This is a genomic window from Pseudomonas sp. 18-147, from assembly GCF_051048045.1.
Lineage (GTDB): Bacteria > Pseudomonadota > Gammaproteobacteria > Pseudomonadales > Pseudomonadaceae > Pseudomonas > Pseudomonas aeruginosa.
Genome location: NZ_CP182296.1, coordinates 3,616,043 through 3,640,820, shown reverse-complemented (window position 1 = coordinate 3,640,820; position 24,778 = coordinate 3,616,043). Strand labels below are relative to the sequence as shown.

Sequence of the window (24,778 nt, the reverse complement as noted above, 5' to 3'; positions counted from 1 at the left end):
GGGCTTTCCGGCCGGGGGTGGTCGGACCATGAATTTCATTCAAGTTGAAGGATGTTCATTCGCGGGCCGGAAAAATCCCTGGCGCCGTTTTGTCGCAGCATACGGGCGGAATGCGGAGGTCGGAGTGCGCAGGCGGGCGGCGAAGGGACGGGCGAGTGGAGTCGGGATGCTCGTGGGGAATCGTGCTGCGAATGAGTCTGGCTCATTCGCAGCACGGCCTGAATCAACTGGCCCTGGGCAGGCTGCAACTGGCCAGGGAGTAGACGTAGTAGTTGAGGCGGTCGCGGTCGGTGCGATTCCACACCTGGCCGACCGACTTCAGGCCCTGGCTCTGGCCGACCGCGCCGGCGATGCTGCCGCACCAGCACATCGGGTACTTCTGCCGATACAGCGGACCGCTGATGACCACCGCGACGTGCCCGTAGGTGCGGCCCTTCAGGCCGGCGATCACCAGGAAGCCCTGGGCCGCCTTCTGCGCGGCCTCGGCGCCGGAGGCGAGCTTGGTCCAGCTCTGCTCCAGGCCGTCGACCATGGCGTTGGCGTTGCCGCGGGGCATCGGTACGCCCAGCTCGGCGGCCACCGACTGGACGAAGCCGGAACAGTTGTCCTTGTTCGGGGTGCCGGCCAGGTAGCTCTTGTCCCAGCTGTTCTTGCAGGCGTTGACGATGCATTGATCGAGACTGTCCATGTATCACCTATGCGTGTCGATAAGGGGCGCTCCGGCCCGGATCATTTCTTTGCGGTCTGGCAGAACGGCGCGAGCGAACGCTTCACGACCTTCGCGCAGCTGTCGACGGATTCGCCCGAGCATTTCTGACCCAGGCGCAGCCCGTCCTTGTCCACCGCCCAGCGCTGGCCGGAGATGTCCTCGCGGTGCACCACCTTGCAGGTAGCGCTGTCGTAGGACACCAGCTCGGCGCTGGAGCCGCTGAATTCATGCATCAGCACGCGCCGACCGTCCTGGCTCAGGAACACGCCGCCGCGCGACCAGATGCCGCCGTCCTCTATGCGGCAATCGTTGCCGCTGACGCGGTCGGCCAGGTAGACCGGCGGTTCGGGAAAGGCATCGGGGTTGTCGTCGTTGGGATCCTCGTTGCTGAACATCACGCGGACGTGCTCGTCCTCGCCGCCGAACATGTTCGGCGAGCCGAACTGGGGCACGATTTCCAGCTGGGTGAAAGTACAGTCCGCCGCCTGGGCCGAAAGGCTCAGGAAGAGAGCGGCGAAGCTGCCGGCGAGCAGTTTCATGGGGCGGGTTCTCCGTTGGGCCGCCAGGGCGGCGAAAGGATGGACCAGGCCGCGCCGGGCGCGAACGGAAGCGCCGCCTGACGACAGCAGGCGGAAAGCGGCGAAGAGGGGACGTGGGGCGCACGCGAACCGGCGCGGATGGGGCGCGGCGAGTCGAAACATATCCCTGTTTCCTCGAAGTCATCGTCCTTGATCGCCAGGGCGGGCCTGGGAGCCCGGCTAGCATACGTGGCGGCCGAAGCCGGTGGAATGCTGGCGAAATGGCGGCTCATATCCGGGGCGCGTTCGCCCGCCGTTGTGAAAGTGCGGCGTAGAGAGGCGGGTTTGCTAGAATCGCCCGTCGCCGAGTGAGGAGTGGTTCATGTTGCCAAGACCGTTGGTTGGGTTGGCCTTCGTTTTGTCGTCTTTTATCCAGTCTGTTTCCGCTGCTGAAATTTCCTATAGCCGTGACGTCCAGCCGATCTTTACCGCCAAATGCGTCGCCTGCCACGCCTGCTACGATTCGCCCTGCCAGCTCAACCTGAGCAGCGCCGAGGGCGCGCAGCGCGGCGCCAACCAACTGCCGGTCTACGACGGCACTCGGACCAAGGCGCAGGAAACCACCCGCCTGTACCTCGATGCGCACGGTGCCGACGCCTGGCGGCGCAAGGACTTCTGGTCGGTGCTCGAATCGCAGGACGGCCAGGCCGCACTGATGGCGCGGATGCTCGAGCTTGGCCACAGCCAGCCGTTGCAGCCGAATGCGAAGATCCCCGAAGGCCTGGACATTTCGATCAACCGCGCCAACCAGTGCCCGACGCCGGCCAGCATCGATGCGTTCATCCGCAAGAACCCAGGTTCCGGCATGCCTTTCGCGGTGGCCGGGCTGAGCGACGACGAATACGCCACCTTGCAGAAGTGGCTGGCCGCGGGCGCCCCGGTCGACCAGCAGCCGTTGCGGCCGACCGCCGCCGAGGCGCGCCAGGTGGCCAGCTGGGAGCGTTTCCTCAACCAGCCTGGGGCCAAGCAGAGCCTGGTCTCGCGCTGGCTCTACGAGCACCTGTTCCTGGCGCACCTGTATTTCCCGGAGCAGGGCGCGCCCGGCCACTTCTTCCAGCTGGTGCGTTCGCGCACGCCCAGCGGCCAGCCGATCGACCCGATCCCGACCCGGCGTCCCAACGACGATCCGGGCAACAGCTTCTATTACCGCCTCTGGCCGATCCAGGGCGTGATCGTACACAAGACGCACATCACCTATCCGCTGACGGCGAAGAAGCTGGAACGCGTCCAGGAGCTGTTCTTCGGCACCCAGTGGAACACCGACAAGGTTCCCGGCTACGGCGTGCAGAGCCGCGCCAACCCGTTCGCCACCTTTGCCGCGATCCCGCCACGGGCGCGCTACCAGTTCATGCTGGACAACGCCGAATACTTCACCCGTACCTTCATCCGCGGGCCGGTGTGCCGTGGACAGATCGCTACCGACGTGATCCGCGACAACTTCTGGGTGGTATTCCAGGACCCCGAGCAGGACCTGTTCGTCACCGACGCCAACTTCCGCGCGCAGAGCGAGCCGCTGCTGGCCTTGCCGGGGCAGATCGACGAGCTGAAGAACCTGCTCGGCCTGTGGAGCGCCTACCGGGACAAGCGCAACGAGTACGAAGACCTGCGCCAGGACGTCTACGCCGACGCGCCGCCGCCGACCTGGAACACGCTCTGGCACGGCAACGACAACGCCCTGCTGAGCATCTTCCGCCAGTTCGACAGCGCCTCGGTGCGCAAGGGCCTGCTTGGCGAGGTACCGCAGACCCTGTGGCTGATGGACTATCCGCTGTTCGAGCGAACCTACTACGGGCTGGTGGTGAACTTCGATGTCTTCGGCAACGTCTCGCACCAGGCGCAGACGCGGCTGTACTTCGACCTGATCCGCAACGGCGCCGAGCAGAACTTCCTCCGCCTGATGCCGGTCGACGCGCGCCAGCCGTTGCTCGACGACTGGTACCAGAACAGCGGCAAGCTGAAGATGTGGATGGACTACCAGGCCTTCGACGACGACACGCCGAGCGCGCTGGGATTGCCGGAGAAGCAGCCGAAGAAGGCCTTCGCCGAAGAACTGCTGCGTCGCTACGGCGACCTCAATGCGCGTCCCGACCCGATCAACCGCTGCCTGGACGGCAACTGCTATCGACCGGGCATCGACCGCGAACTGCAGGACGCCGAGCAGGCCTTCAGTCGCCTGGTGAGCCGGCCGGCGGCCGGCCTCAAGGTCATCGAGCGCTTCCCCGAGGCGACCATGCTGCGGATACGTACGTCCAGCGGCAAGCGCGAGGTCTATACCGTGCTGCGCAACCGCGCGCACAGCAATGTCGCCTTCATGCTCGGCGAGTCGCTGCGCTACCAGCCGGGCCTGGACACCCTGACGATCTACCCGGGCGTGCTGTCCAGCTACCCGAACTTCATGTTCGATCTGCCGGCGACGGATGCCGAGGCCTTCGTCGGCGCCCTGGAGGCGGCGAAGAGCGGCGAGGACTTCGACAAGGTGGTCGAACGCTGGGGCGTGCGCCGCAGCAATCCGCAGTTCTGGAGCTACTTCCACGATCTCGAGGCGTACATCCGCGAAACCGAGCCGGTCGAGGCGGGCGCACTGGACATGAACCGATACGAGAACCTCTGAGTCTCGCGACCCGCTCCACAAGGGGCGGGTCGGTTATCGCGAATTATTCCTACTAATTTACTAGGGCTTTATCCGCAAGTACCGATTGGCGTAAACTGTCGGCATATTTGCGAGGAGTTGCCATGAGCGCCATCACCATTACCGAAGCTGCCCAAGCGTATCTGGCCGAGTTGCTGGAGAAGCAGAGCACCCCGGGTATCGGCATTCGTATCTTCATCACCCAGCCGGGTACCCAGTACGCGGAAACCTGCATCGCCTACTGCAAGCCGGGCGAGGAAAAGGTCGAGGACACCGCCATCGCCCTGAAGGACTTCACTGCCTGGATCGATGCGGTCAGCGAGCCCTTCCTCGAAGATGCGGTGGTGGACTACGCCACCGACCGCATGGGCGGCCAACTGACCATCAAGGCGCCGAACGCCAAGGTGCCGATGGTCAACGAGGACAGCCCGATCACCGAACGCATCAACTACTACCTGCAGACCGAGATCAATCCCGGGCTGGCCAGCCACGGCGGACAGGTGAGCCTGGTCGACGTGGTCGAGGACAACATCGCCGTGTTGCGTTTCGGCGGCGGTTGTCAGGGCTGCGGGATGGTCGACATGACCCTCAAGGATGGCGTCGAGAAGACCCTGATCGAGCGTATTCCCGAACTGAAGGGCGTGCGTGACGTGACCGACCACAGCAACAAGGAGAACGCCTACTACTGAGGCGTTTCCGTAAGGCAGAAGAGGCGACCGCAAGGTCGCCTTTTTCGTTGCCGGCGTTTCAGCGCGACAGCGTCCGCGTTCGTCGTACCGGCCAGAGCAGTGCCAGCGCCACCAGCAGCGCCGGCCAGACCAGCAGGTTCATCGCGTTCCAGCCAAGGCTGGTGATCAGGGCGCCGGAGCCGAACGACATCAGCGCCGCCACCAGGCTGTTGCCTTGCTCCATCAATCCTTGCGCGGCGCCGCGCTCGCTTTCGGCGTGGCCCTCGCCGAGTAGGGTAGTGCCGGCGATGAGCATCAGGTTCCAGCCGCTGCCCAGGGCCAGCGAACTGAGCAGGAAATGCGTGACCGACTGCCCGTCCAGGGCGATGCCGGCACTTGCGGCGAGCAGGAACGCGCCGAGCAGGGCGACGCGACGGTTGCCGATGCGGTCGACCAGCGGTCCGGCGAAGAACGCCGGAAGGAACATTCCCAGCACGTGCCACTGGATGACCCGACTCGACTGTTCCAGCGGCAGGCCGCAGAAGCTCATGGCCAGCGGCGTGGCGTTCATGATCAGGATCATCAATCCGTGTCCGGTCGCGGTGCAGGCGATGGCCGCGCGGACCACCGGCCGCCGCAACAGGCCGCCTATGTCGCGCCAGGCGAGTCGTGCCGGGCGTGGCGCCTGGCCTTCGCGGAGCAGGGCCATCAGCAGCAGGCCGGCGAGGGCCAGCACGGCGATCAGCAGATAGGCGCCGACGAAGGGCTGGGCCAGCGCGTTGCGCGACCACAGCGCCAGGCTCGGCGCCAGCAGCGCGGCGAGTACTCCGCCGGCGAGCACGTAGGCGCTGGCGCGGCCTTTCCGCCCGGCATCCACCGCCTCCAGCGCGGCGAACCGGTAGTACATGGCCGAGGCCTGGTAGACCCCGATGCCCAGCGCGCCGAGACAGAACCAGAGGAAATCGCCAGTCCAGACACCGGCGGCGCAGACCAGGCCGCCGAGCACGCCGCCGCCGGCGCCGAGCATCAGCCCGGGACGTCGGCCGTGGCGCTGCATGAAGTGCGACAACGGCTGCACCGCCAGCAGGTTGCCCAGCACCAGCAGGGCCAGGGGCAGGGTGGCCAGGCTGTTCAACGGCGCCAGCTGGACGCCGACCAGGGCGGTCAGGGTTATGCCGATCAGCGAGCAGGACCAGTACAGGGCCTGGCCGCAGAACAGCAGGAGCAGGGTCGGGTTGCGTAGCAGCATGGCGTCACTCCGGACAACCGCCGGGCCTGACGACGCGTCGGCTGGAGGCAGGCTGACGGACCAGCGCATCCCGCGGACGCCTTGGCCGGGCCAGCAGTTCGCCGCCGCAGTTCGGGCACTGGCCGCCCAGGCGGGTCGTCGCGCAATCGCGGCAGAAGGTGCACTCGAAGGTGCAGATCAGCGCGTCGCCGCTGTCGCCGGGCAGGTCGCGGTCGCAGCACTCGCAGTTGGGGCGCAGTTCCAGCATGGGAAGGTCCTCGGTGGGAGCGTCAGGCCAGCATGCCGAAGCGTTCGGCGTATTCCTGGGGGCTGACCGAAAGATGCTTGTGGAACGTCCGCCGGAGGTTTTCCGGATGGCCGAAGCCGCACAGCCGGGACACCGTGGCGATCGACGCCTGGGCGTCCTGCAGCAGGGCGCGCGCGGCCTCCAGGCGAACCCGCTCGACGTAGCGACCGGGCGCCACGCCCAGTTCCTGGAGAAATACCCGGGACAGCGTACGCGGGCTCATGCAGGCCTGGTCGGCGAGGGCTTCCAGGGACAGGTCGCCGGCGAGGTTGGCGGGAATCCACTCCAGCAGCGCGGCCAGGCGCGGGGTGCGGCTCGGTTCCGGGGTCAGCCAGGCGCTGAACTGGGCCTGGCCGCCAGGACGCTTGAGGAACATCACCAGGCGTCGCGCGACGCTGAGCGCCAGGCTGCGGCCGAGGTCGGCCTCGACCAGCGCCAGGGCCAGGTCGATTCCCGCCGTGACGCCGGCCGAGGTGAAGATGTGGGCGTCGCCGTCGCGGCACCGCGGGTCGTAGGTGTGCAGGCGGTCGCCTTGCACATGGACGCCGGGAAACCCCTGGCGCAGCGTCGCCACGTCGGCCCAGTGGGTGGTCGCCGGGCGCCCGTCGAGAACCCCGGCGGCGGCCAGGATCAGCGCTCCCGAACACACCGAGCCGAGCCGCCGTATGCACGGTTCGGCGGCTTTCAGCCAGGCGAGCAGGTCGGCGTTGCGGGTCTGCGCCTCGACACCGAGGCCGCCGGGCACCAACAGGGTGTCCAGGCTTTCCGGCGGACAGTCGCGCCAGGCGAGGTCGGCGCAGATGCGGATGCCCGCGGAACTGGGCACCGCTTCGCTACGCTCGCCGAGCACCTGTATCCGGTAGAAAGGCGGCAGGCCCTGGCGCTGGCGTTCGACGTTGGCCGAGGCGAATACCTGCAGCGGTCCGGTCACGTCCAGGCTCATCACGTCGGGATAGATCAGGCAGGCAATCAGGCGCGGTTCGGGCATGGCACAACCTCATGGCGATGGCGGCAGTCTGGCGTCCTTCGGGCCTGGCCGCAATGCCAGTCGGCCCACGGATCTTGCCATTCGCTCGCCGGGGCGTCCCGCTGCGCCGATGGTTGGTATCGCCTCGGCACGCCGCATGCCCTATTGTCTGGTAACGGGTGATGGCTTTTTGACTCATCGCTGCAGAGGCGCCAGGGTATTGTCGTCCAGGCCTGTTTCAGCGTTCGGTCCGAGGTAGGGGAGTCAGCATGCTTGCACGCGACAGCCTGGTACAGGCTGGTCTGCCGGATAATCCGTATGCGCGCCAGTTGCGCAACGGCTTTCGTTGGTTGCGGTTCGAAAAGGAGCTGGAAAACGAGTTTCGCGAGTTTCTCAGCTGGAACTCGCTGATGCAGCGGCGCGCTGCCATCGGGGTGGCGTTCCTGATCTGGGCGCTGTTCATCGTGGCCGACTGGATGATGGTGGACATCCGCCTGCACCCCAGCCTGTTCGAGCAACTGCTGGGCGTGCGCCTGGGAATGATCGGCCTGCTGCTGGTGGTCTGGCCGGCGGCCTTCCTGCCCAGCCTGCGCAAGGTCGGCGATGCCATCGCGCCCTACTGCCTGCTGCTGATCAACCTGGCGGTGCTGGCCTGCGACGTGCTGTTCGAGTGGCATGGGGTGCCGCGCTTCACCCAACTGGGCGCGACCCTGGGCATCCTCGCGGTGTTCTTCCCGCTCGGCCTGGCGTTCTGGGCCTGCGTGCGCCTGGCGTTGCTGTGCCTGGCCCTGAACCTGGCGGTATTCCTGCTTTTCGGCGGCGAAGAGAACCTGCGTACCAACCTGCTGAATACGCTCTACAACGGCCTGGTGGTCCTGATCTGTTCGTTCGCCCTGTACCTGCAGGACTACGCCCAGCGCGAGCAGTTCCTCGGCCGGCGGCTGCTGGGCATGATGGCCGAACAGGACAGCCTCACCGGCCTGGTCAACCGGCGCTACTACGAGCTGCTCGCCCAGCGGGCCCTGGAGCAGGGCGCCCGCGAAGAAAAGGGGGTGGCGCTGATCCTGGTGGATGTCGACGACTTCAAGGCCTACAACGACCACTACGGGCATCCGGCCGGCGATGCCGCCCTGCGCCAGCTTGGCGTCGTGCTCCGGCAGGGCGCGCGGCGGCCGCTGGATATCGCCGCGCGCCTGGGCGGGGAGGAGTTCGCCGTGTTGCTCTACGACAGCGAGGAGGGCAACACCCTGGCCATTGCCGAGCGCCTGCGGCAGGCGGTGGAGGCGCTGGGCATCGAGCACCTGGGCTCCAGCGCCGGCCCCTGCCTGACCATCAGCCTGGGGGTGGCCTATTCGACCTCCGGCATGGGCCTGGACGCGCTCTATCGCGAGGCCGACCGCGCGCTCTACGAGGCCAAGGATGCAGGGCGCAACGCGGTGCGCGTGGCGTTCCGGCAGCACGACCGCCTCGAATAGAGGAAACGAAAAAGGCGCCCATGGGCGCCTTTCGTCGTATGGAGCGGCTCAGCCTTGGCTGGGCATACTCCAGTCCTGCAGGTTGTAGCCGTTGTGGCTGAGTTCTTCGCGTGCCTGTTGCAGCAGGCCGGCAAGCTGCTCCGGATCGGAGTAGGCGGAGCTCGGAATGCGCGCACGGCCCAGCAGGCGGGTGCCGGTGCGATCGACTACGGACAGGCTCAGGCCGCCGTCACTGCCTAGCTCGGACCAGGCAACGCACTGGTATGGCTGGAAGGCGCGCCCGGTGATCAGCAAAGCCTCGTTGAAACGGAGCGTAGCGTTCATGGGAGTCGGTCTCTCTCGTTCATGTCTGTGTGGAACATGGGTGGCGCTTCCCGGCTCCACCGTGTTCGGTCACGCTAACTGATGCTTTCGAAAGCGAAAAAGTCACGGCGTGGCGCGTTTATGCAACAGGTTGTCGCTTTTTCGAAGGGTTTAGGCGTGCCGAAGCGGTTAGGCGCGGTGTTTTGTCGCAGATTTCCAGGAGGGCGGCCAGGCCGCCTTGCGCTCGCCGCCCGCGCCTGCACAGCCTAGAATGGCGGCCCACCTGTGGCAGCGGACCGCTTCGCATGGATATCGACCTCGCCCGTACCTTCCTGGAGATCGCCCGCAGCGGTAGCTTCGTCGCTGCCGCGGAACGCCTGCACCTGACCCAGACCGCCGTCACCGCGCGCATCCAGAACCTCGAAGGGCAACTCGGCTGCCGGCTGTTCGTGCGCAACCGCGCGGGCGCGCGCCTGACCGCCGACGGCGAGCACTTCCTCGGCTACGCCAGCCAACTGGTGCAGACCTGGGATGCGGCGCGACGCGACCTGCCGCTGCCGGACGGCTTCCGCAACCTGCTCAACCTCGGCGGCGAGGTCAGCCTGTGCAATCCGCTGCTGCTGAACTGGATGCGGCGCCTGCGCGAGGCGATTCCCGGCCACGCCGTGCGGGTCGAGATCGGCCAGGGTGCCGACCTGCTCAAGCAACTGGAGCAGGGCGCGCTGGACGCCGCGCTGGTCTACCAGCCGGAATACTGGCCGGGGCTGCAGGTCGAGCAGTTGCTGGAGGAAAAGCTGGTGATGGTGCGTTCCGTGCTATCCGCGGAGCCTTATCTGTATGTCGACTGGGGCCCGGATTTCCGCAGCCAGCACGATGTCGCGCTGCCGGACCGGGCCAAGGCCGCGCTGGCCTGCAACCTCGGTCCGCTGGCCCTGCAGTACATCATGCAGAACGGCGGCAGCGGTTATTTCCGTACCCGGGTGGTGAGCAGCTACCTGGATGGCGGCACCCTGCAACGGGTCGAGCAGGCGCCGGAGTTCGCCTACCCGACCTACCTGGTGTACTCCCGCGAGCGCCTGTCGCCGACCCTGCGCCATGCGTTCCAGTTGCTGCGCGAAGTGGTCCGCGAGGACAGCGACTGGTCGCAGCGCTGGGACTACGTGATCTGATCGGCCTGGCCCAGGTGCTGCAGCCAGTTGCGGTAGAGCGCGGCGATCAGGTCGGTCTGGCTGACGATGCCGACCAGGTAGCCGGCCTCGTTGAGCACCGGCAGGCAGTGCAGGCCTTCGTCGGATAGCAGCGAGACCAGTTCGACGGCGTGGGTGTCGGCCTGTACGCAGACCACCGGGATGGTCATGATCGTCTTCAGCTTGGTCCCGCGCAGGAAGCGCAGGCGCTTGAACGGGCTGCCGTCGGGGCGGAAGTGCTTGAGCAGGTCGCTCTGGGTGACGATGCCGGCCAGCCGCCGATGCTCGTCGAGCACCGGCAGGGCCTTCAGACGGTGTTCCTGCAACTGCTTCCAGGCGTCGTCGATGAAGGTCTCGGTGCTGGCGGTCTGCACGTCGCGGGACATGATCCGTGCCGCGGTCAGCTCGCCCATGCGCCGGCGCAAGGCGTAGCGCTCGGTATGGTGGATCAGTCGCTCGAGATCGTCGCGGGTGATGTCGACGTATTCGCCGAAGTCCTGCAGCGCCTGGTCCAGGTCCCGGGCGGAGAAGTCCGTACGCGCGCTCGGCGCCAGGTCGCGGGTGCCATGGAGATTGGCCCGCGGCGACTGGTAGGGGCGCGGGTAGGGAGAGCGCATCAGGTTGTTGTAGAGCAGCGCGCAGCCGATCAGCACCAGGGTGGAGAGCAGGATCGGCCAGACCACGTCGATGCCGAGTTCGCTCAGGGGCGGGTTGAGGGCCACGCTCAGGGCCAGCGCGCAGCTCGGCGGATGCAGGCAGCGCAGGGCGAACATCAGCAGCATGCCGAGGGCCATGCCGACCAGGGCCGGGGCCAGATCGTGTCCGAACCAATAGGCGCTGAGGCCGCCGGCCAGGGCGGCGACCAGGTTGCCGCCGAGCATCGACCAGGGTTGCGCCAGGGGGCTGGAGGCGAGGGCGAACAGTAGTACGGCGGATGCGCCGAGCGGCGCTGCCAGGCGCAGCGCCAGTTCGCTGCCGAACAACGCCTGGCAGGCGAATACCGCGGCGAGCGCGCCGATGCAGGCACCGAGTCCGGCGCGCAGGCAGTCGCGCGGTCGAGCGTTCAGGGTCAGGGGGCGGAAGCCTTTCAGCCAGGTGCGTACGGCGGTGCTGGGGGAGTCGTTCATGGAACTCTTCGAAGCGAAAGAAAGGGGCCGTTGCCGGCCCCGTAAGGCACTTTCGTGCTGGAGGCATCCATCCCTGGATGATGGAGTCGGTTCAGGCGAGGAACGGCGGGCCGGCGGCCTCGTGGGATTCCTCGAGGGGGCGGACCACCTGCCGGCAGATCTTGCCGGTATCCCGGGCGACCCGGCGGGCGGCCTCGGGATCGTCGGCGAACGGCAGCAGGGCGGCCTGCTCGCGTTCCTCGCGGGTACCGCCGGCGAGGCCGAGCGCCAGGGTGGAGAGGCACAGCAGGGACAACAGCATGTTCAGGCCCCCTGGCCGGCCGCCAGGACCGGCTGCCGCTGGTCCTGCGCGCTGCGCAGGGTCCGCCAGGTGTTGTAGGCCATCAGCAGCATGCCGCTGGCGAAGGTGGCGCCGCCGAGCAGGCGCACCACGTAGCCCGGATGGCTGGCCACCAGTGCCTCGACGAACGAGTAGGTGAGCGTGCCGTCCTCGTTGATCGCCCGCCACATCAGGCCCTGGGTGATGCCGTTGACCCACATCGAGGCGATGTACAGCACGGTGCCGATGGTGGCCAGCCAGAAGTGCGCGTTGATCAGGCCGACGCTGTGCATCCGCTCGCGGCCCCAGAGTTTCGGGATCATGTGGTAGAGCGTGCCGATGGAGATCATCGCCACCCAGCCGAGGGCGCCGGCGTGGACATGGCCGATGGTCCAGTCGGTGTAGTGGGACAGCGAGTTGACCGTCTTGATCGCCATCATCGGGCCTTCGAAGGTGGACATGCCGTAGAACGCCAGGGACACCACCAGGAAGCGCAGGATCGGGTCGTCGCGCAACTTATGCCAGGCCCCGGAGAGGGTCATCATGCCGTTGATCATGCCGCCCCAGCTCGGTGCCAGGAGGATCAGCGACATCACCATGCCCAGCGACTGCGCCCAGTCCGGCAGCGCGGTGTAGTGCAGGTGGTGCGGACCGGCCCAGATGTAGATCGAGATGATCGCCCAGAAATGCACGATGGACAGGCGATAGGAGTAGATCGGTCGCCCGGCCTGCTTGGGCACGAAGTAGTACATCATGCCGAGGAAGCCGACCGAGAGGATGAAGCCGACCACGCTGTGCCCGTACCACCACTGGATCATCGCGTCGGTGGCGCCGGAATAGGCCGAGTAGGACTTGCCCAGGCTCACCGGCAGCAATGCGTGGTTCACCATATGGACCATCGCGGTGACGATGATGAAGGCGCCGTAGAACCAGTTGCCGACGTAGATGTGCTTCACCTTGCGACGGGCGATGGTGCCGAAGAACAGGTAGGCATAGACCACCCAGACGATCGCCATCCACAGCGCCAGCGGCCATTCCATCTCGGCGTATTCCTTGGAGGTGGTATAGCCCAGCGGGTAGCTGACGATCATCCCCACGATCGCCGCCTGCCAGCCCCAGAACACGAAGCGCGCCAGGGCATCGGAGATCAGCCGCACGCCGCTGGTGCGCTGCACCACGTAGAAGGAGGTGGCGAACAACGCGCTGCCGCCGAAGGCGAAGATCACCAGGCTGGTGTGGATCGGGCGGATGCGGCCGAAGCTGGTCCAGGGCAGGTCGAGGTTGAGCGCCGGCCAGACCAGTTGGGCGGCGATGAACACCCCGAGGCCCATGCCGAGGATGCCCCAGACCAGGGTCATCAGGGTGAACTGGCGGACGACGTCGTAGTTGTAGCCGTCCGGATCTTTTCTGCTATCCGTATCGTTCATGGTCGCTGGCACGCCGGGCCCCGGGGTCCGGCCGGCTGGCGAGCAGGCGCGACCCTCGGGTCCTCGTTGGGTTATCGGTATTTTTCTGGGTATCCCGTTGCCGGGTCGATGGAGTGCGGAGGTCGGATCTTCGTCTGGAAGGCTCGGAACAGACGGCTCATGGCACTGGTGGCAATTCTAGGAGGGGAGCTTTATTCGTCTCCAACGAATAATGTTGCTATTACAGTGCAAAATTATTGAATTGAAACGGAGGAGGACTTCCGGGGCAGGGCGCACAACCGCTTCGTGGGATGTGCGCCAGGGCGGCTATCCCCCCTCCGCGATGGCGCTGCCGGCGATGGCAGGCTCAGCCAGTCTTTTTCTTCTTCGGCAGCAGGCGCTTGACCAGCAGCACCCCCGCCAGGACCACCGCGCCGGCGACGATGCCGAACAGGAAGTTCAGCAGGGTCGGGGTGATCGCCGCCAGCAGCGGGCCCAGCGTGGCGATGCCGGCGACGCTCTGCGCGGCCTGTTCGATGGCGTGGTGGACCACCGGGATACCGTGGGTGAGGATGCCGCCGCCGACCATGAACATCGCCGCCATGCCGACCACCGACAGGCCTTTCATCAGGTATGGCGCGGTGCGCAGGATGGCGCCGCCGAGCCCTTGGGCAAAGCCGCTGTCGCGCCTGGACAGGTAGAGGCCGGCGTCGTCCAGCTTGACGATGCCGGCGACCAGGCCGTAGACGCCGATGGTCATCACCAGGGCGATGCCGACCAGCACCAGTACCTGGGTGGTGAAGCTGGACTCGGCGACGGTACCCAGGGTGATGGCGATGATTTCCGCGGAGAGGATGAAGTCGGTACGGATCGCGCCGCCGATCTTCTGCTTTTCCAGGGCGGCCACGTCGACATTGGCCGCCAGCGCTGCCTCGTCGGCGTGCTCGTCGTCATGGGGCAGGTATTTGTGGGCGATCTTCTCGAAGCCTTCGAAGCACAGGTAGGCGCCACCGAGCATCAGCAGCGGGATCACCGCCCAGGGCGCGAAGGCGCTGATCAACAGCGCGGCGGGGACGAGGATCGCCTTGTTCCGCAGCGAGCCCTTGGCTACCGCCCAGACCACCGGCAGTTCGCGGTCGGCGTTGACCCCGGTGACCTGCTGGGCGTTGAGGGCCAGGTCGTCGCCGAGGACACCGGCGGTCTTCTTCGCGGCGACCTTGGTCATCAGCGAGACGTCGTCGAGCACCGCGGCAATATCGTCGAGGAGGGTGAGGAGGCTGGCTCCGGCCATCTTGGGTTTCCTTACTGGGTGGTGGGCACCGCCATCTTGGCGGGGTGTGTATTTGACACCGGATCGCGGCGGCGGAACAGTGCCTCGCGTTGGAGCGCGGGAGCCGCCGCACAGTTCATTGCGCAGGCGTTCGAGCGAGGTTTGCCAGGGCCAGGCGGGCGATGGCCAGCTCGGCTTCGGTCTCCTCGCGGCTGCCGTCCTCGTCGAACCAGGCCGCCGAGAGTCCGGTCCAGGCCAGGATCCATTGCAGCAGGCGGCGGCGCTGCAGGCCGCTGGCGGCGATTACGATCTCCAGCTGGCGCTCGAAACGGCCGGGCGCCTGGGCGGTCTTCGCGTCGGGATTGGTGAACAGGTTGGCGTAGTCGTAGCCGCGCTCGCCGTAGAGCCGCTTGGGGTCGATGACTTGCCAGCCGCGCTCGCCGAAGTCGAGCACATTGCCGTGGTGGATGTCGCCATGCAGCGGGCGCTGTTCGCGAGCGGTCTCCAGCAGGTAGCGGGCGGCATTCGCGCAGTCGACGTAGAGCCCGCCGTAGCGGCGCTCGGCGGCATACAGCGAGTCGAACCAGCGCTCCAGCGGGGTCAGCTCCGGCAACGGACCCGGGCGCGGGGCATGGATGCGTTCGATGGCCTGGCAGAGGATACGCGTAGCCTCGTCGTCGTCGCCGCGCCTGACCATTTCCAGCAGCGAGCGCCCGCCGGTGGCACGCTCCATCAGCAGCGCCTGGTGGTCGTAGGCCAGCACCCTGGCCGCGCCCTGGCCGTCCCACCAGTTGAGCAGTACGTGGCCGAAACGCTCTTCTTCGGCACTGGATATCTTCAGCATCGCCGCTGCGCCGCGATGGCGCACCGGCAGCAGGCGGCTGCTGTGGGTGGCGAAGGGCTCGCCGTCGGGTTGCAACGCCCAGCGCTCGAGGTAGGGCGAGAAATCGAGGGATTCGTTCACGGTCGGTCTCAGGCGCCCAGGCGCTGCTGGATGAAGTCGAGGAAGCACTGGATGCGCAGCGCCAGTTGCGAGTTGCGATAGTAGACGGCGTGGATCGGTTGCCGGTATTCGCTCATCTGTTCGGCGAACAGCGGCACCAGGCGCCCATCCTGGATATCGCGGTCGGTCATGAAGCTGGCCAGGCAGGCGATGCCCTGGTGGCTCAGGGCCAGTTGGCGGAGCGTCTCGCCGCTGGAGGCAGAGATATCCGGCTGGATCTCCAGGCGATCGCCGTCGGCGTGCACCACCGGCCAGCGGTTGAGATGCTCGGGCTGGGTGAAGCCGAGCAGGGTGTGCCCTCGCAGCCCCTCGATGCTCGCCGGCGTGCCGTGGCGGGCCAGGTACTCCGGGCTGGCGAGGATGTGCAGGCGGCTGGCGCCCAGCGGCCGCGCGTGCAGGGTGGAGTCGCTGAGCGCACCGATGCGGATCGCCACGTCGGTGCGTTGCTCCAACAGGTCGATGATCAGGTCGTTGGTGTTGAGTTCGAGCTGGATGTCCGGGTACAGCCGGCGGAACTCGCCGATGTGCGGCACCACCGCGTGCAGCATGAAGGGCGAGGCGGCGTTGATCCGCAGGCGCCCGGCGGGGCTCTGCCGGCGCAGGGCCAGGCGTTCCTCGAGCGCCTCCATCTGCTGCAGGATCTGCCGTGCCTGGTCGAGGAAGTAGCGGCCTTCCTCGGTCAGCTCCATGCGCCGGGTGGTGCGGTTGAGCAGGGTGGTGCCGAGCTTGTGCTCGAGGCGCGAAAGGGTCCGGCTGACGGCCGAGGCGGTCAGTCCCATCTGTTCCGCGGCGGCGCTGATGGAACCGCTGTCGACTACACTGACGAAGCTTTGCAGTTCATCGGAGTTGGCTTTCATTCGTGACTCCAGGGCAATCATTGCCGAAGCATAGCGATGTTTTCGGCAAGGACTGAAGAGGCACGCGTGCCCGCAGGAGGTTTTCATGCCCGGCCACCGCATTACCCTCACCGGAGAAAAGCAGACGCTCCTGATCACCCTCTACGCCAAGGCGCTGGATAGCCGCCTGGACGATTCCATCCTCCATGACCGTTTCGCCGAGGCGGCGGTGCGGCAGATCGACTTCGACTTCTCCAGGGTCGCCCTCGGCAAGGGCAACGAACGGGCCCTGGCCATGCGCTCGCATTACTTCGACCAGGCCTGCCGCGAGTTCCTCGACCACCATCCCGAGGGGCAGGTGCTCAACCTCGGTTGCGGCCTGGACAGCCGTATCTACCGGGTCGACCCGCCGGCCGAGCTGCCCTGGTTCGACCTCGACTACCCGGAGGTCATGGACCTGCGCGAGCGACTCTACCCGCCGCGCGCCGGCGCCTATCGGGCGCTGCGCCACTCGGTGGACGACGACGGCTGGCTGCAAGGGGTGTCGCGCGAGCGGCCCGCCCTGGTCCTGGCCGAGGGGCTGATGCCTTATCTGCGGGAGTCCCAGGTGCGACGCCTGGTGGAACGCCTGGTCGACCACCTGGGTAGCGGCGAGCTGCTGTTCGACGGCTACGGCCGCCTCGGCATCATGCTGCTGCGCCTGTATCCGCCGCTGCGCGAGACCGGGGCGCAGGTGCATTGGAGCATCGACGACCCGCGCGAACTCGAGCGGTGGCATCCGGCCCTGCGCTTCATCGAGGAGGTCACCGACTATGACCCGCAGGACGTCGCCAAGCTGCCGCAGTCGTCGCGGCTGATGCTGCCGATCTACAACGGCTTCGCCTTCCTGCGGCGGATGGGCCGGCTGATCCGCTACCGTTGGCCCAGGGTCTAGGCGCCGCAGGCGAGGCCGGGGTCAGGCGAGCACCGCCACCGACTTGATCTGCGCCCACAACAGCTGGCCGGGTCGTAGTTGCAACTGGTCCCGCGAGTAACGGGTGATCCGCGCCAGCAGCGGATTGCCGCCGGCATCCAGGCGCACCAGGACGTGGGCCGCGGTGTCGGTATCGACCAATTCCAGGACCCGTACCGGCAGGCGGTTGAGGATGCTGCTCTGGGCGTCGTCGCGCAGGTTCAGGCTGACGTCGCGCGCCTGTACCTTGAAGCGCAGGCGCTTGCCGGGGGCCAGCGGGGCGTGGGCGACGCGCATTTGCAGCGCACTGCCGGGCAGGACCAGGGTCAGCAGGCCGTAGGCCGGGTCGTGGTCGCTGACCGTGCCCTCGATCACCACCCCGGCGTCGTCGTCCAGCGCCAGCGGCAGGTCGACTCGCGCCAGGGTTTCGCCGATCGGCCCGCTGGCGCGGACCTTGCCGTTCTCCAGCAGCACCAGGTGATCGGCCAGGCGCGCCACTTCGTCTGGCGAGTGGCTGACATAGAGCACCGGGATGTCCAGTTCCTCATGCAGGCGCTCGAGATAGGGCAGGATCTCGCCCTTGCGCTTCAGGTCGAGGGATGCCAGAGGCTCGTCCATCAGCAGCAGGCGCGGGCTGGTGAGCAGGGCCCGGGCGATGCCGACGCGTTGCTGCTCGCCGCCGGAGAGGCGTTCCGGCATGCGTTCCAGCAAGTGCTCGATGCCCAGCAGGGCGCAGGCCTGTTCCAGCTCGACGCGGCGTTCGGCGGCGGCGATGCGCTTGAGACCGAAGGCCAGGTTGCGCCGCACCGTCAGGTGGCGGAACAGGTTGGCATCCTGGAACACGTAGCCGAGGGCACGTCGGTGGGGCGCGACGAAGAGGTTGCGGCGGCTGTCCTGCCAGGTCTCGCCGTTGATCGTCACCTTGCCCTCGGCGGCCTTTTCCAGGCCGGCGATACAGCGCAGGCAAGTGCTCTTGCCGGAGCCTGAATGGCCGAACAGAGCGGTCACGCCACGACCGGGAAGAGCCAGGTCGATGTCCAGTTCGAAGCCGGGGTAGGCGCGGCGGAAGCGCAGGCGCAGGCCATCCATCTCAGGCCCAGCCCGGCCGGCGGCGCCGGCCCGAATAGAGGGCGAGGAGGACGACGAAGGAGAACGCCACCATGCCGCCGGCCAGCCAGTGGGCCTGGGCGTATTCCATGGCTTCGACGTGATCGAATATCTGCACCGAGACCACGCGGGTTTTCTCCGGGATGTTGCCGCCGATCATCAGCACCACGCCGAACTCGCCGACGGTATGGGCGAAGCCGAGGATCGCGGCGGTGACGAAACCCGGCCGGGCCAGCGGCAGAACCACGCTGAAGAAACGGTCGACGGGGCTCGCGCGCAGGGTCGCGGCAGCCTCCAGCGGTTTCTCGCCGATCGCCTCGAAGGCGTTCTGCAACGGTTGCACGACGAAGGGCAGCGAGTAGAACACCGAGCCGACCACCAGACCGGCGAAGGTGAAGGGCAGGGTGCCGAGACCGAGGCTCTGGGTGAGCTGGCCGATGAAACCGTTGGGACCCATGCTGACCAGCAGGTAGAAGCCGATCACCGTCGGCGGCAGCACCAGCGGCAGGGCCACCACCGCGCCGATCGGCCCCTTCAGCCAGGAGCGGGTGCGCGCTAGCCACCAGGCGATGGGCGTGCCGATCAGCAGCAGGAGGAGGGTGGTGAGCGAAGCCAGCTCGATGGTCAGCCAGATGGCCGCCAGGTCCGTACTGTCGAGTGGCAACGCCATGCAGGTCCCGCCTTAGAGTTCGTAGCCGTAGGACTTGATCAGCGCGGCGGCCTTGGCGCCCTTCAGGTAGTCGACCAGGGCCTTGGCGGCGGCGTTGTCCTTGCCCTTGTTGAGGATGACCGCGTCCTGGCGGATCGGGTCGTGCAGCTCGGCGGGAACGATCCAGGCCGAGCCGGTTGCGACTTTACCATCCTTGTAGATCTGCGACAGGGCGACGAAGCCCAGTTCGGCGTTGCCGCTGGAAACGAACTGGTAGGCCTGGCTGATGTTCTGGCCTTCCACCAGCTTCGGCCCGAGCGTGGCGGCGAGGCCGAGCTTGTCCATCGCCTGGGTGGCGGCGAGGCCGTAGGGCGCGGTCTTCGGGTTGGCGATGGACAGGTGCCTGAAGCTGCCACTCTTCAGCACCTCACCCTTGGCGTCGACGTAGCCGGCCTTGGGCGACCAGAGTGCCAGGGTGCCGATGGCATAGGTGAAGCGCGAGCCGGGCACGATCTCGCCTTCCTGCTCCAGTTTCGCCGGAGTGCTGTCGTCGGCGGAGAGGAAAACCTGGAACGGCGCGCCGTTCTTGATCTGCGTATAGAACTGGCCGGTGGCGCCGTAGGCGGCGACCAGCCTGTGCCCGGTGTCTTTCTCGAATTCCTTGGCGATGGCCTGGATCGGCGCGGTGAAGTTGGCCGCGACGGCGACCTGCACCTCGTCGGCGCTGGCGGCCAGGGATACGGCGCTGGCGAGGAGGGCGAGCAATAGCTGGGGCAGGCGGGTGGTCATGGAGTGCTCCTGTGGGGGCGAACGAAGTTGGCGGACGGGGCTGGCGCAAGCTTAGGGGTTCGCTATGGCTTTTGGAATATAGCGCTACGCGGAAATTGATCCGGCGCAAGTCGCTCAGCCGGCCAGCGCGCGGAAACGCCGACGCGGCGCGGCCTCGTCGGGGAGTGCCAGGCAGCCGGCGCAGACCAGGCGGACGATGTTTTCCGCCGCCTGCCGGTAGTCGCTCGCGTCCAGCCCGGCCTGGCCGGTGAGGCGCGCCAGTTGCCAGCCGCCAAGGGCATAGGACTCGGTCATCGCCCACAGGTTGAGCAGCAGGTGGTACGGATCCAGCGGCGCCAGCAGGCCTTCGTCGATCCACTGGCGGATGCGCTCGGCGTTGCGTTCCGCCTGGGCGTCGAGGCGTTCCAGCAGCGCCGCCGGCATGCGCGGCGCGCCGCGCATGATCTCGCAGGAGAAGACCCTGGCCGCGTGCGGCCGCTCGGCGCCGATGCGCATCTTGTTGTCGACGTAGGCGCGTAGCGCCTCGGCGGGCGGCTGGTCGCCGGCGAATGGCCGGGAGGCTTCCAGCAGGGGCTCGACGATGCTGTCCAGCACCGCCTCGTAGAGTTGCGCCTTGGAGCGGTAGTAATAGAGCACGTTGGCCTTCGCCACGCCGGCGCGCTCGGCGACGTCGCTGAGCCGGGCGGCGCTGAAGCCGCAGTCGGCGAAGACTTCGCAGGCGGCGTCGAGGATCAGTTGCAGGTTGCGTTGGCGGATCTTCTTCATCGGGACCGATACGGGGCAGGTTTCGTTGTTAATATTTTTATATAACGAACGCCTTGTGCCTGGATAGTCGTCGTCAGGCCGGCGACGCTTGATCGGATGCGCATTGCCAAGCCGTGGGGGCGCTGGTATCTGTATGCATGAACAGTACCAGGCTCCGCTTCCCGTGAATTCCCCAGCGCTTCCCGAACCCTTCTACTACCTGCACAACTTCCGCGCGGTGCTCGCCTGGATCGGCGAACGCTATGCCGATCTGCTCGACGATCAGGAACGTGCCTTCATCGCCGCGTTCGCCGAGCTGCCCGAGGCCAGCCAGGCCCTGCTGGTGCGCATGGTGATGCGCAAGGGCACGCTGTTCCGCGAAGGCAAGCTGGCCTATGCCGAGATCGGCGACACGCGCGCCGCCGTGCAACCGCTGTTGGCATTGGGCTGGGTGGACGCGCAGCCGACCCTGGAACTGGCGCAACTGTTCGGCTTGCTGAAGAAGGACGAATTGTCGCAGCTGTTCAGGGACCATCTCGGGCGCGCGAACCTGCGCAAGGATGCGCTGCTGGAACGGCTCCAGCCGTTGTTCCCCGAGGCGCGGCGGCTCGCCGAGTGGCAGGCCGACTTCGCCGAACCGGTCTACGAGTTGCGCTGCATGGCGCTCTGCGACCGCTTGCGGTTGATGTATTTCGGCAACCTGTGGCAGGACTGGTCGGAGTTCGTCCTTGCCGACCTGGGTATCTATCGTTACGAAAGCGTCGAGTTTTCCGCCGATTCCCGCGGCTTTCGCCTGCGCGCCGACGTCGACGCCTATCTCCACCTGTTCGACTGCCGACAGCGCTTCGACCTCGGCGAGCCGCTGGAGGAACTGCTCGCCGGCCTGCCGGGCGAACCCTACGCCAATCCCTGGCTGGAAGGGCGGCGGGTCAAGCTGCTGTTCCAGTTCGCCCAGCACTGCGAAAAGCAGCGGGATTTCGACCTGGCCCAGCGGCTCTATCGCCAATCCAGCCACCCCGGCGCGCGCCTGCGGGCGATTCGCAGCCTGGAACGCGGCGAGCGCTTCGCCGAAGCCCATGCATTGGCGCGGGAGGCCAGCTGTGCGCCGGAAAGCGACGCCGAACGCCAGGGCCTGGCCCGATTGCTGCCGCGCCTGCAAGGCAAGCTCGGCCTGCCGCGACAGGCGCGGGCGGCGGCTCCGGAAATCGACCGCCTGGACCTGTGCCTGGCGTACCCGAGCGAACCCTGTAGCGTCGAGTGGGCGGTCCGCGAGCACCTGGAAGAGCCCGATTGCGCGGTGCACTACGTCGAGAACGGCCTGATCAATTCGCTGTTCGGACTGCTCTGCTGGGAGGCGATCTTCGCCGCCATTCCCGGGGCGTTCTTCCATCCCTTCCACAGCGCGCCGGCGGACCTGCACAGCGCCGACTTCCGCCAGCGCCGCGCCGCCCTGTTCGAGGCCTGCCTGGGACGGCTGGAGGACGGCAGCTACCGCGACGCGATCCGCTGTCGCTACCGCGACAAGTTCGGCCTGCAGTCGCCCTTCGTCTACTGGGAACTGCTTGGCGAGGAACTGCTCGAACAGGCGCTCGATTGCCTACCGGCGGCCCACCTGCGCGCCTGGTTCGAACGCCTGCTGGAGGATATCCCGGGCAACCGCGCCGGCCTGCCGGACCTGATCCAGTTCTGGCCGGCGCAGCGGCGCTACCGGATGGTCGAGGTCAAGGGACCGGGCGACCGCCTGCAGGACAACCAGTTGCGCTGGCTGCAATTCTGCCGCGAGCGGGAGATGCCGGTGGCGGTCTGCTACGTGCGCTGGCATTTCGATGACTGAGCAGGGCGGCGAGGCGCTGTACCAGGTGGCGGTGCGCGCGCTTTGCGAGTTCAGCGCCAAGCGCGGCGACCTCGACCTGCGCTTCACCCCGTCGCCCAGCGCCCTGGAAGGCATCGCCGGACATACCCTGGTGACCTCCCGGCGCCCCGCTCACTACCAGCGCGAAGTGGCGCTGGACGGACGCTACCGTCACTTGCAGGTGCGCGGCCGGGCGGATGGCTACGATCCGCAGGCGAACTGCCTGGAGGAAATCAAGACCCACCGCGGCGACCTCGCCCTGCAACCGGCCAACCACCGGCACCTGCACTGGGCCCAGGCCAGGGTCTACGGCTGGCTGCTCTGCGCCGAACGGAAGCTGGAGGAAGTCGAACTGGCGCTGGTCTACCTGGAGGTCGGCAGCCAGAAGGAGACCCGCTTCGTCGAGCGGGTGCGGGCCGACGAGCTGCGGCTGTTCTTCGAGAGCCAGTGCCAGGCGTTTCTCGCCTGGGCCGAGCAGGAACTGGCGCACCGCCAGCGGCGCGACCGCGAACTGGCCGCGTTACGCTTTCCCCACGCCGAATTCCGCCACGGCCAGCGGCAACTGGCGGAGGCGGTGTACAAGGCCGCCTCCGCCGGTTGTTGCCTGATGGCCCAGGCGCCGACCGGGATCGGCAAGACCATCGGCACGCTGTTCCCGCAACTCAAGGCGATGCCCGGGCAGCGCCTGGACCGGCTGTTCTTCCTGGCCGCCAAGACCCCGGGCCGGGCCCTCGCGCTGCATGCCCTGCGCAGCCTGGAAGGGGAGACCGGCGGACTGCCGGTGCGGGTGCTGGAACTGGTGGCGCGGGACAAGGCCTGCGAGCACCCGGACAAGGCCTGCCACGGCGAGTCCTGTCCCCTGGCCCAGGGCTTCTACGAACGCCTGCCGGCGGCCCGCGCCGCCGCCGTGGAGGCGCGCTGGCTGGACCAGGCGCGGTTGCGCGAGGTGGCGCTGGCGCACCGGGTCTGTCCCTACTACCTGGGCCAGGAACTGGCGCGCTGGTGCGACCTGGCGGTGGGCGACTACAACTACTACTTCGATCTTGGCGCCATGCTCCATGGCCTGGCCCAGGTCAACCAGTGGCGGGTGGCGGTACTGGTGGACGAGGCGCACAACCTGGTGGAGCGCGGCCGGCGGATGTATTCCGCCGAACTCGACCAGGGCGATTTCCTCGGTGTGCGCAAAACCGCCCCGGAGGCCCTGAGGAAACCGCTGGAGCGCATCCAGCGTGCCTGGAACGAACTGGCCAAGACCCAGGCGGACGACTACCAGGCCTACGACGAGCCTCCGCAGAAGCTGCTCCTGGCCTTGCAGAACGCGGTGGCGGCGATCAACGACCTGCTCGCCGAGCAACCGCAGGCGCTGGAGCCGGCGTTGCAGGAGTTCTACTTCGCGATCCTGCAGTTCGGCCGTCTCGCCGAACTGTTCGGCGAGCATTCGCTGTTCGACATCGAGAAGCGCCCAGGCCGCAACGGCCGCAGCCTGGCCCGGCTGTGCCTGCGCAACGTGGTGCCGGCGGCGTTTCTCGCCGAGCGCTTCGCCGCCAGCCGCTCCACCGTGCTGTTCTCCGCTACCCTCGGGCCGCGCGACTATTACGCCGACCTGCTTGGCCTGCCGGCGGGCACGCCCTGGCTGGAAGTGGACTCGCCATTCAGCTCCGAGCAACTGGAGGTGCACATACAGCGTCGGGTTTCCACGCGCTATGCGCAGCGTCAGGCCTCCCTGGCGCCCATCGCGGCGATTCTCGGCGAGCAGTTTCGCCAGCGGCCGGGCAACTACCTGGCCTTCTTCAGCAGCTTCGATTACTTGCAGCAGGCGCTGGACGTCTTCCGCCAGGCATACCCGTGGGTGCCGTGCTGGAGCCAGACGCGACGGATGGACGAGGCGGAGCGCCGGGCCTTCCTCGAACGCTTCGTCGCGGGCGGCGAGGGCATCGGCTTCGCCGTGCTCGGCGGTGCCTTCGGCGAAGGCATCGACCTGCCTGGAGAGCGCCTGATCGGCGCCTTCATCGCCACCCTCGGGTTGCCCCAGGTGAATCCGGTGAACGAGCAGATCCGCCTGCGCATGCAGCGCCTGTTCGGTGACGGCTACGACTACACCTACCTGTATCCGGGACTGCAGAAGGTGGTCCAGGCCGCCGGGAGGGTGATCCGCAGCCGCAGCGATCGCGGCGTGGTGCACCTGATCGACGACCGTTTCGCCCAGGCCAAGGTGCGCCGGTTGCTGCCGGGCTGGTGGCAACTGCGTTGACCCGTGGCGATACGCCGGCAGGTGCTGCCGGACAGCCGGACAGCCATGTATAATCGCGTCCCCACGATTTCCCCCGATCCGGATACGCCATGGCTTCCGCTCCCGACGCTCTTCCCCAGGCCCTTTCCTCCGACGACGCTCCGGCCCAGGCCGCGCCGAGCGACGCCAGCGCGTTGCTGAAGGCCGCCCTGGCGAAGAAGAACCAGGCCCAGCTCTATCCGCAGCGGAAGATCCACGACAAGGGCCAGCGTCCCGGCATGGCGCCGCGCGGTACCCGTCGTTCGATGGGCAAGCGCTGAGGCCTTTCCCGCGCCTGGCGTTTTGTGGGCCAGTTCCCGCCACGAAGGATCAAAGCGGGCAGCCTTAACAGTTTTGCCCTTTCGCGGCCGTAGGCCGCAGCCCCATCCCTTATGCTCGCCGCC

At 67.3% G+C, this 24,778-nt stretch carries 24 protein-coding genes; 8 read left to right on the top strand and 16 right to left on the bottom strand.

Annotated elements, in window-relative coordinates; genetic code table 11:
- Nucleotides 1-223: 223 nt before the first annotated feature.
- A complete protein-coding gene (tse1, locus tag ACM0M4_RS17205) occupies nt 224-688 on the bottom strand; it encodes a type VI secretion system effector peptidoglycanhydrolase Tse1 (RefSeq protein WP_003088027.1) in 465 nt (154 codons plus the stop codon).
- Nucleotides 689-729: 41 nt separating this feature from the next.
- Nucleotides 730-1,248, bottom strand: coding sequence for a type IV secretion system immunity protein Tsi1 (gene tsi1, locus ACM0M4_RS17200; RefSeq protein WP_003161609.1), 519 nt, complete (start codon nt 1,246-1,248; stop codon nt 730-732).
- Nucleotides 1,249-1,609: 361 nt separating this feature from the next.
- On the opposite strand from tsi1, the gene ACM0M4_RS17195 reads away from it, so the two are divergent.
- Nucleotides 1,610-3,898 (top strand): fatty acid cis/trans isomerase, encoded by a 2,289-nt coding sequence (locus tag ACM0M4_RS17195; protein WP_003120231.1) that lies wholly within the window; start codon nt 1,610-1,612, stop codon nt 3,896-3,898.
- 122 nt (nt 3,899-4,020) lie between these two features.
- Entirely contained in the window at nt 4,021-4,605 is a 585-nt protein-coding gene (gene nfuA / locus ACM0M4_RS17190) for a Fe-S biogenesis protein NfuA (RefSeq protein ID WP_003088034.1), read from the top strand.
- A 58-nt stretch (nt 4,606-4,663) separates the two neighbouring features.
- On the opposite strand, the gene ACM0M4_RS17185 is transcribed toward nfuA, so the two are convergent.
- From ACM0M4_RS17185 to ACM0M4_RS17175, 3 genes are read right to left on the bottom strand one after another with little or no spacing between them, the layout of a single operon-like run.
- Nucleotides 4,664-5,833, bottom strand: coding sequence for an MFS transporter (locus ACM0M4_RS17185; protein WP_054375947.1), 1,170 nt, complete (start codon nt 5,831-5,833; stop codon nt 4,664-4,666).
- Between the two features lie 4 nt (nt 5,834-5,837).
- Complete coding sequence (locus tag ACM0M4_RS17180; protein WP_003088038.1) at nt 5,838-6,080, bottom strand: DUF1272 domain-containing protein; 243 nt, start codon at nt 6,078-6,080, stop codon at nt 5,838-5,840.
- A 22-nt stretch (nt 6,081-6,102) separates the two neighbouring features.
- On the bottom strand, nt 6,103-7,107 hold the full coding sequence (locus ACM0M4_RS17175) for a GlxA family transcriptional regulator (protein WP_003113607.1): 1,005 nt from the start codon (nt 7,105-7,107) through the stop codon (nt 6,103-6,105).
- 248 nt (nt 7,108-7,355) lie between these two features.
- Between ACM0M4_RS17175 and ACM0M4_RS17170 the strand changes: the two genes are divergently transcribed.
- The gene (locus ACM0M4_RS17170; RefSeq protein ID WP_003098203.1) at nt 7,356-8,561 is read left to right on the top strand and encodes a GGDEF domain-containing protein; all 1,206 of its coding nucleotides are present in this window, start codon (nt 7,356-7,358) and stop codon (nt 8,559-8,561) included.
- Nucleotides 8,562-8,609: 48 nt separating this feature from the next.
- Here ACM0M4_RS17170 and ACM0M4_RS17165 read toward each other — a convergent pair whose 3' ends face one another.
- Nucleotides 8,610-8,885, bottom strand: a complete 276-nt coding sequence (locus ACM0M4_RS17165; RefSeq protein ID WP_003098204.1) for a hypothetical protein — start codon at nt 8,883-8,885, stop codon at nt 8,610-8,612.
- 284 nt (nt 8,886-9,169) lie between these two features.
- On the opposite strand from ACM0M4_RS17165, the gene ACM0M4_RS17160 reads away from it, so the two are divergent.
- Complete coding sequence (locus ACM0M4_RS17160; RefSeq protein WP_023131152.1) at nt 9,170-10,033, top strand: LysR family transcriptional regulator; 864 nt, start codon at nt 9,170-9,172, stop codon at nt 10,031-10,033.
- On the opposite strand, the gene ACM0M4_RS17155 is transcribed toward ACM0M4_RS17160, so the two are convergent.
- The 6 genes from ACM0M4_RS17155 to ACM0M4_RS17130 all read right to left on the bottom strand — a co-directional run bounded on the left by ACM0M4_RS17155 (nt 10,021) and on the right by ACM0M4_RS17130 (nt 16,033).
- On the bottom strand, nt 10,021-11,178 hold the full coding sequence (locus ACM0M4_RS17155; protein ID WP_054375948.1) for a CBS domain-containing protein: 1,158 nt from the start codon (nt 11,176-11,178) through the stop codon (nt 10,021-10,023). The genes ACM0M4_RS17160 and ACM0M4_RS17155 overlap by 13 nt on opposite strands.
- A gap of 91 nt (nt 11,179-11,269) precedes the next feature.
- Nucleotides 11,270-11,479 (bottom strand): hypothetical protein, encoded by a 210-nt coding sequence (locus tag ACM0M4_RS17150; protein WP_054375949.1) that lies wholly within the window; start codon nt 11,477-11,479, stop codon nt 11,270-11,272.
- Nucleotides 11,480-11,481: 2 nt separating this feature from the next.
- On the bottom strand, nt 11,482-12,924 hold the full coding sequence (gene ccoN / locus ACM0M4_RS17145) for a cytochrome-c oxidase, cbb3-type subunit I (protein WP_023084377.1): 1,443 nt from the start codon (nt 12,922-12,924) through the stop codon (nt 11,482-11,484).
- A 346-nt stretch (nt 12,925-13,270) separates the two neighbouring features.
- A complete protein-coding gene (locus ACM0M4_RS17140) occupies nt 13,271-14,194 on the bottom strand; it encodes a DUF808 domain-containing protein (protein WP_003098208.1) in 924 nt (307 codons plus the stop codon).
- Between the two features lie 115 nt (nt 14,195-14,309).
- Nucleotides 14,310-15,137, bottom strand: coding sequence for an aminoglycoside phosphotransferase family protein (locus tag ACM0M4_RS17135; protein ID WP_003098209.1), 828 nt, complete (start codon nt 15,135-15,137; stop codon nt 14,310-14,312).
- A gap of 8 nt (nt 15,138-15,145) precedes the next feature.
- Nucleotides 15,146-16,033, bottom strand: coding sequence for a LysR family transcriptional regulator (locus ACM0M4_RS17130; RefSeq protein WP_003098210.1), 888 nt, complete (start codon nt 16,031-16,033; stop codon nt 15,146-15,148).
- A gap of 85 nt (nt 16,034-16,118) precedes the next feature.
- Between ACM0M4_RS17130 and ACM0M4_RS17125 the strand changes: the two genes are divergently transcribed.
- The gene (locus tag ACM0M4_RS17125; RefSeq protein WP_034020301.1) at nt 16,119-16,946 is read left to right on the top strand and encodes a class I SAM-dependent methyltransferase; all 828 of its coding nucleotides are present in this window, start codon (nt 16,119-16,121) and stop codon (nt 16,944-16,946) included.
- Nucleotides 16,947-16,967: 21 nt separating this feature from the next.
- Here ACM0M4_RS17125 and modC read toward each other — a convergent pair whose 3' ends face one another.
- From modC to ACM0M4_RS17105, 4 genes are all read right to left on the bottom strand, one after another.
- A complete protein-coding gene (modC, locus tag ACM0M4_RS17120; RefSeq protein ID WP_054375950.1) occupies nt 16,968-18,053 on the bottom strand; it encodes a molybdenum ABC transporter ATP-binding protein in 1,086 nt (361 codons plus the stop codon).
- A gap of 1 nt (nt 18,054) precedes the next feature.
- Complete coding sequence (modB, locus tag ACM0M4_RS17115; protein WP_003088068.1) at nt 18,055-18,741, bottom strand: molybdate ABC transporter permease subunit; 687 nt, start codon at nt 18,739-18,741, stop codon at nt 18,055-18,057.
- Nucleotides 18,742-18,753: 12 nt separating this feature from the next.
- A complete protein-coding gene (modA, locus tag ACM0M4_RS17110; RefSeq protein WP_003117674.1) occupies nt 18,754-19,509 on the bottom strand; it encodes a molybdate ABC transporter substrate-binding protein in 756 nt (251 codons plus the stop codon).
- Nucleotides 19,510-19,623: 114 nt separating this feature from the next.
- On the bottom strand, nt 19,624-20,274 hold the full coding sequence (locus ACM0M4_RS17105) for a TetR/AcrR family transcriptional regulator (protein ID WP_003117673.1): 651 nt from the start codon (nt 20,272-20,274) through the stop codon (nt 19,624-19,626).
- Between the two features lie 133 nt (nt 20,275-20,407).
- Here ACM0M4_RS17105 and fan1 point away from each other — a divergent pair, with 133 nt between their 5' ends.
- The 3 genes from fan1 (at nt 20,408) to ACM0M4_RS17090 (ending at nt 24,655) form a co-directional block, all read left to right on the top strand.
- A complete protein-coding gene (gene fan1, locus ACM0M4_RS17100; RefSeq protein ID WP_003144681.1) occupies nt 20,408-22,087 on the top strand; it encodes a nuclease Fan1 in 1,680 nt (559 codons plus the stop codon).
- Nucleotides 22,080-24,356: an ATP-dependent DNA helicase gene (locus ACM0M4_RS17095; protein WP_033981623.1), complete on the top strand. Its 2,277-nt coding sequence runs from the start codon at nt 22,080-22,082 to the stop codon at nt 24,354-24,356. Before fan1 ends, ACM0M4_RS17095 begins: the two co-directional genes overlap by 8 nt.
- Before the next feature lie 89 nt (nt 24,357-24,445).
- Complete coding sequence (locus ACM0M4_RS17090) at nt 24,446-24,655, top strand: hypothetical protein (RefSeq protein WP_003088087.1); 210 nt, start codon at nt 24,446-24,448, stop codon at nt 24,653-24,655.
- The last annotated feature ends 123 nt before the right edge of the window (nt 24,656-24,778 follow it).

Bases quoted from the DNA above. Each gene is read 5' to 3' on its own strand.
- tse1 (WP_003088027.1), bottom strand. From the start codon at position 688: ATGGACAGTCTCGATCAATGCATCGTCAACGCCTGCAAGAACAGCTGG.
- tsi1 (WP_003161609.1), bottom strand. From the start codon at position 1,248: ATGAAACTGCTCGCCGGCAGCTTCGCCGCTCTCTTCCTGAGCCTTTCG.
- ACM0M4_RS17195 (WP_003120231.1), top strand. From the start codon at position 1,610: ATGTTGCCAAGACCGTTGGTTGGGTTGGCCTTCGTTTTGTCGTCTTTT.
- nfuA (WP_003088034.1), top strand. From the start codon at position 4,021: ATGAGCGCCATCACCATTACCGAAGCTGCCCAAGCGTATCTGGCCGAG.
- ACM0M4_RS17185 (WP_054375947.1), bottom strand. From the start codon at position 5,833: ATGCTGCTACGCAACCCGACCCTGCTCCTGCTGTTCTGCGGCCAGGCC.
- ACM0M4_RS17180 (WP_003088038.1), bottom strand. From the start codon at position 6,080: ATGCTGGAACTGCGCCCCAACTGCGAGTGCTGCGACCGCGACCTGCCC.
- ACM0M4_RS17175 (WP_003113607.1), bottom strand. From the start codon at position 7,107: ATGCCCGAACCGCGCCTGATTGCCTGCCTGATCTATCCCGACGTGATG.
- ACM0M4_RS17170 (WP_003098203.1), top strand. From the start codon at position 7,356: ATGCTTGCACGCGACAGCCTGGTACAGGCTGGTCTGCCGGATAATCCG.
- ACM0M4_RS17165 (WP_003098204.1), bottom strand. From the start codon at position 8,885: ATGAACGCTACGCTCCGTTTCAACGAGGCTTTGCTGATCACCGGGCGC.
- ACM0M4_RS17160 (WP_023131152.1), top strand. From the start codon at position 9,170: ATGGATATCGACCTCGCCCGTACCTTCCTGGAGATCGCCCGCAGCGGT.
- ACM0M4_RS17155 (WP_054375948.1), bottom strand. From the start codon at position 11,178: ATGAACGACTCCCCCAGCACCGCCGTACGCACCTGGCTGAAAGGCTTC.
- ACM0M4_RS17150 (WP_054375949.1), bottom strand. From the start codon at position 11,479: ATGCTGTTGTCCCTGCTGTGCCTCTCCACCCTGGCGCTCGGCCTCGCC.
- ccoN (WP_023084377.1), bottom strand. From the start codon at position 12,924: ATGAACGATACGGATAGCAGAAAAGATCCGGACGGCTACAACTACGAC.
- ACM0M4_RS17140 (WP_003098208.1), bottom strand. From the start codon at position 14,194: ATGGCCGGAGCCAGCCTCCTCACCCTCCTCGACGATATTGCCGCGGTG.
- ACM0M4_RS17130 (WP_003098210.1), bottom strand. From the start codon at position 16,033: ATGAAAGCCAACTCCGATGAACTGCAAAGCTTCGTCAGTGTAGTCGAC.
- ACM0M4_RS17125 (WP_034020301.1), top strand. From the start codon at position 16,119: ATGCCCGGCCACCGCATTACCCTCACCGGAGAAAAGCAGACGCTCCTG.
- modC (WP_054375950.1), bottom strand. From the start codon at position 18,053: ATGGATGGCCTGCGCCTGCGCTTCCGCCGCGCCTACCCCGGCTTCGAA.
- modB (WP_003088068.1), bottom strand. From the start codon at position 18,741: ATGGCGTTGCCACTCGACAGTACGGACCTGGCGGCCATCTGGCTGACC.
- modA (WP_003117674.1), bottom strand. From the start codon at position 19,509: ATGACCACCCGCCTGCCCCAGCTATTGCTCGCCCTCCTCGCCAGCGCC.
- ACM0M4_RS17105 (WP_003117673.1), bottom strand. From the start codon at position 20,274: ATGAAGAAGATCCGCCAACGCAACCTGCAACTGATCCTCGACGCCGCC.
- fan1 (WP_003144681.1), top strand. From the start codon at position 20,408: ATGCATGAACAGTACCAGGCTCCGCTTCCCGTGAATTCCCCAGCGCTT.
- ACM0M4_RS17095 (WP_033981623.1), top strand. From the start codon at position 22,080: ATGACTGAGCAGGGCGGCGAGGCGCTGTACCAGGTGGCGGTGCGCGCG.
- ACM0M4_RS17090 (WP_003088087.1), top strand. From the start codon at position 24,446: ATGGCTTCCGCTCCCGACGCTCTTCCCCAGGCCCTTTCCTCCGACGAC.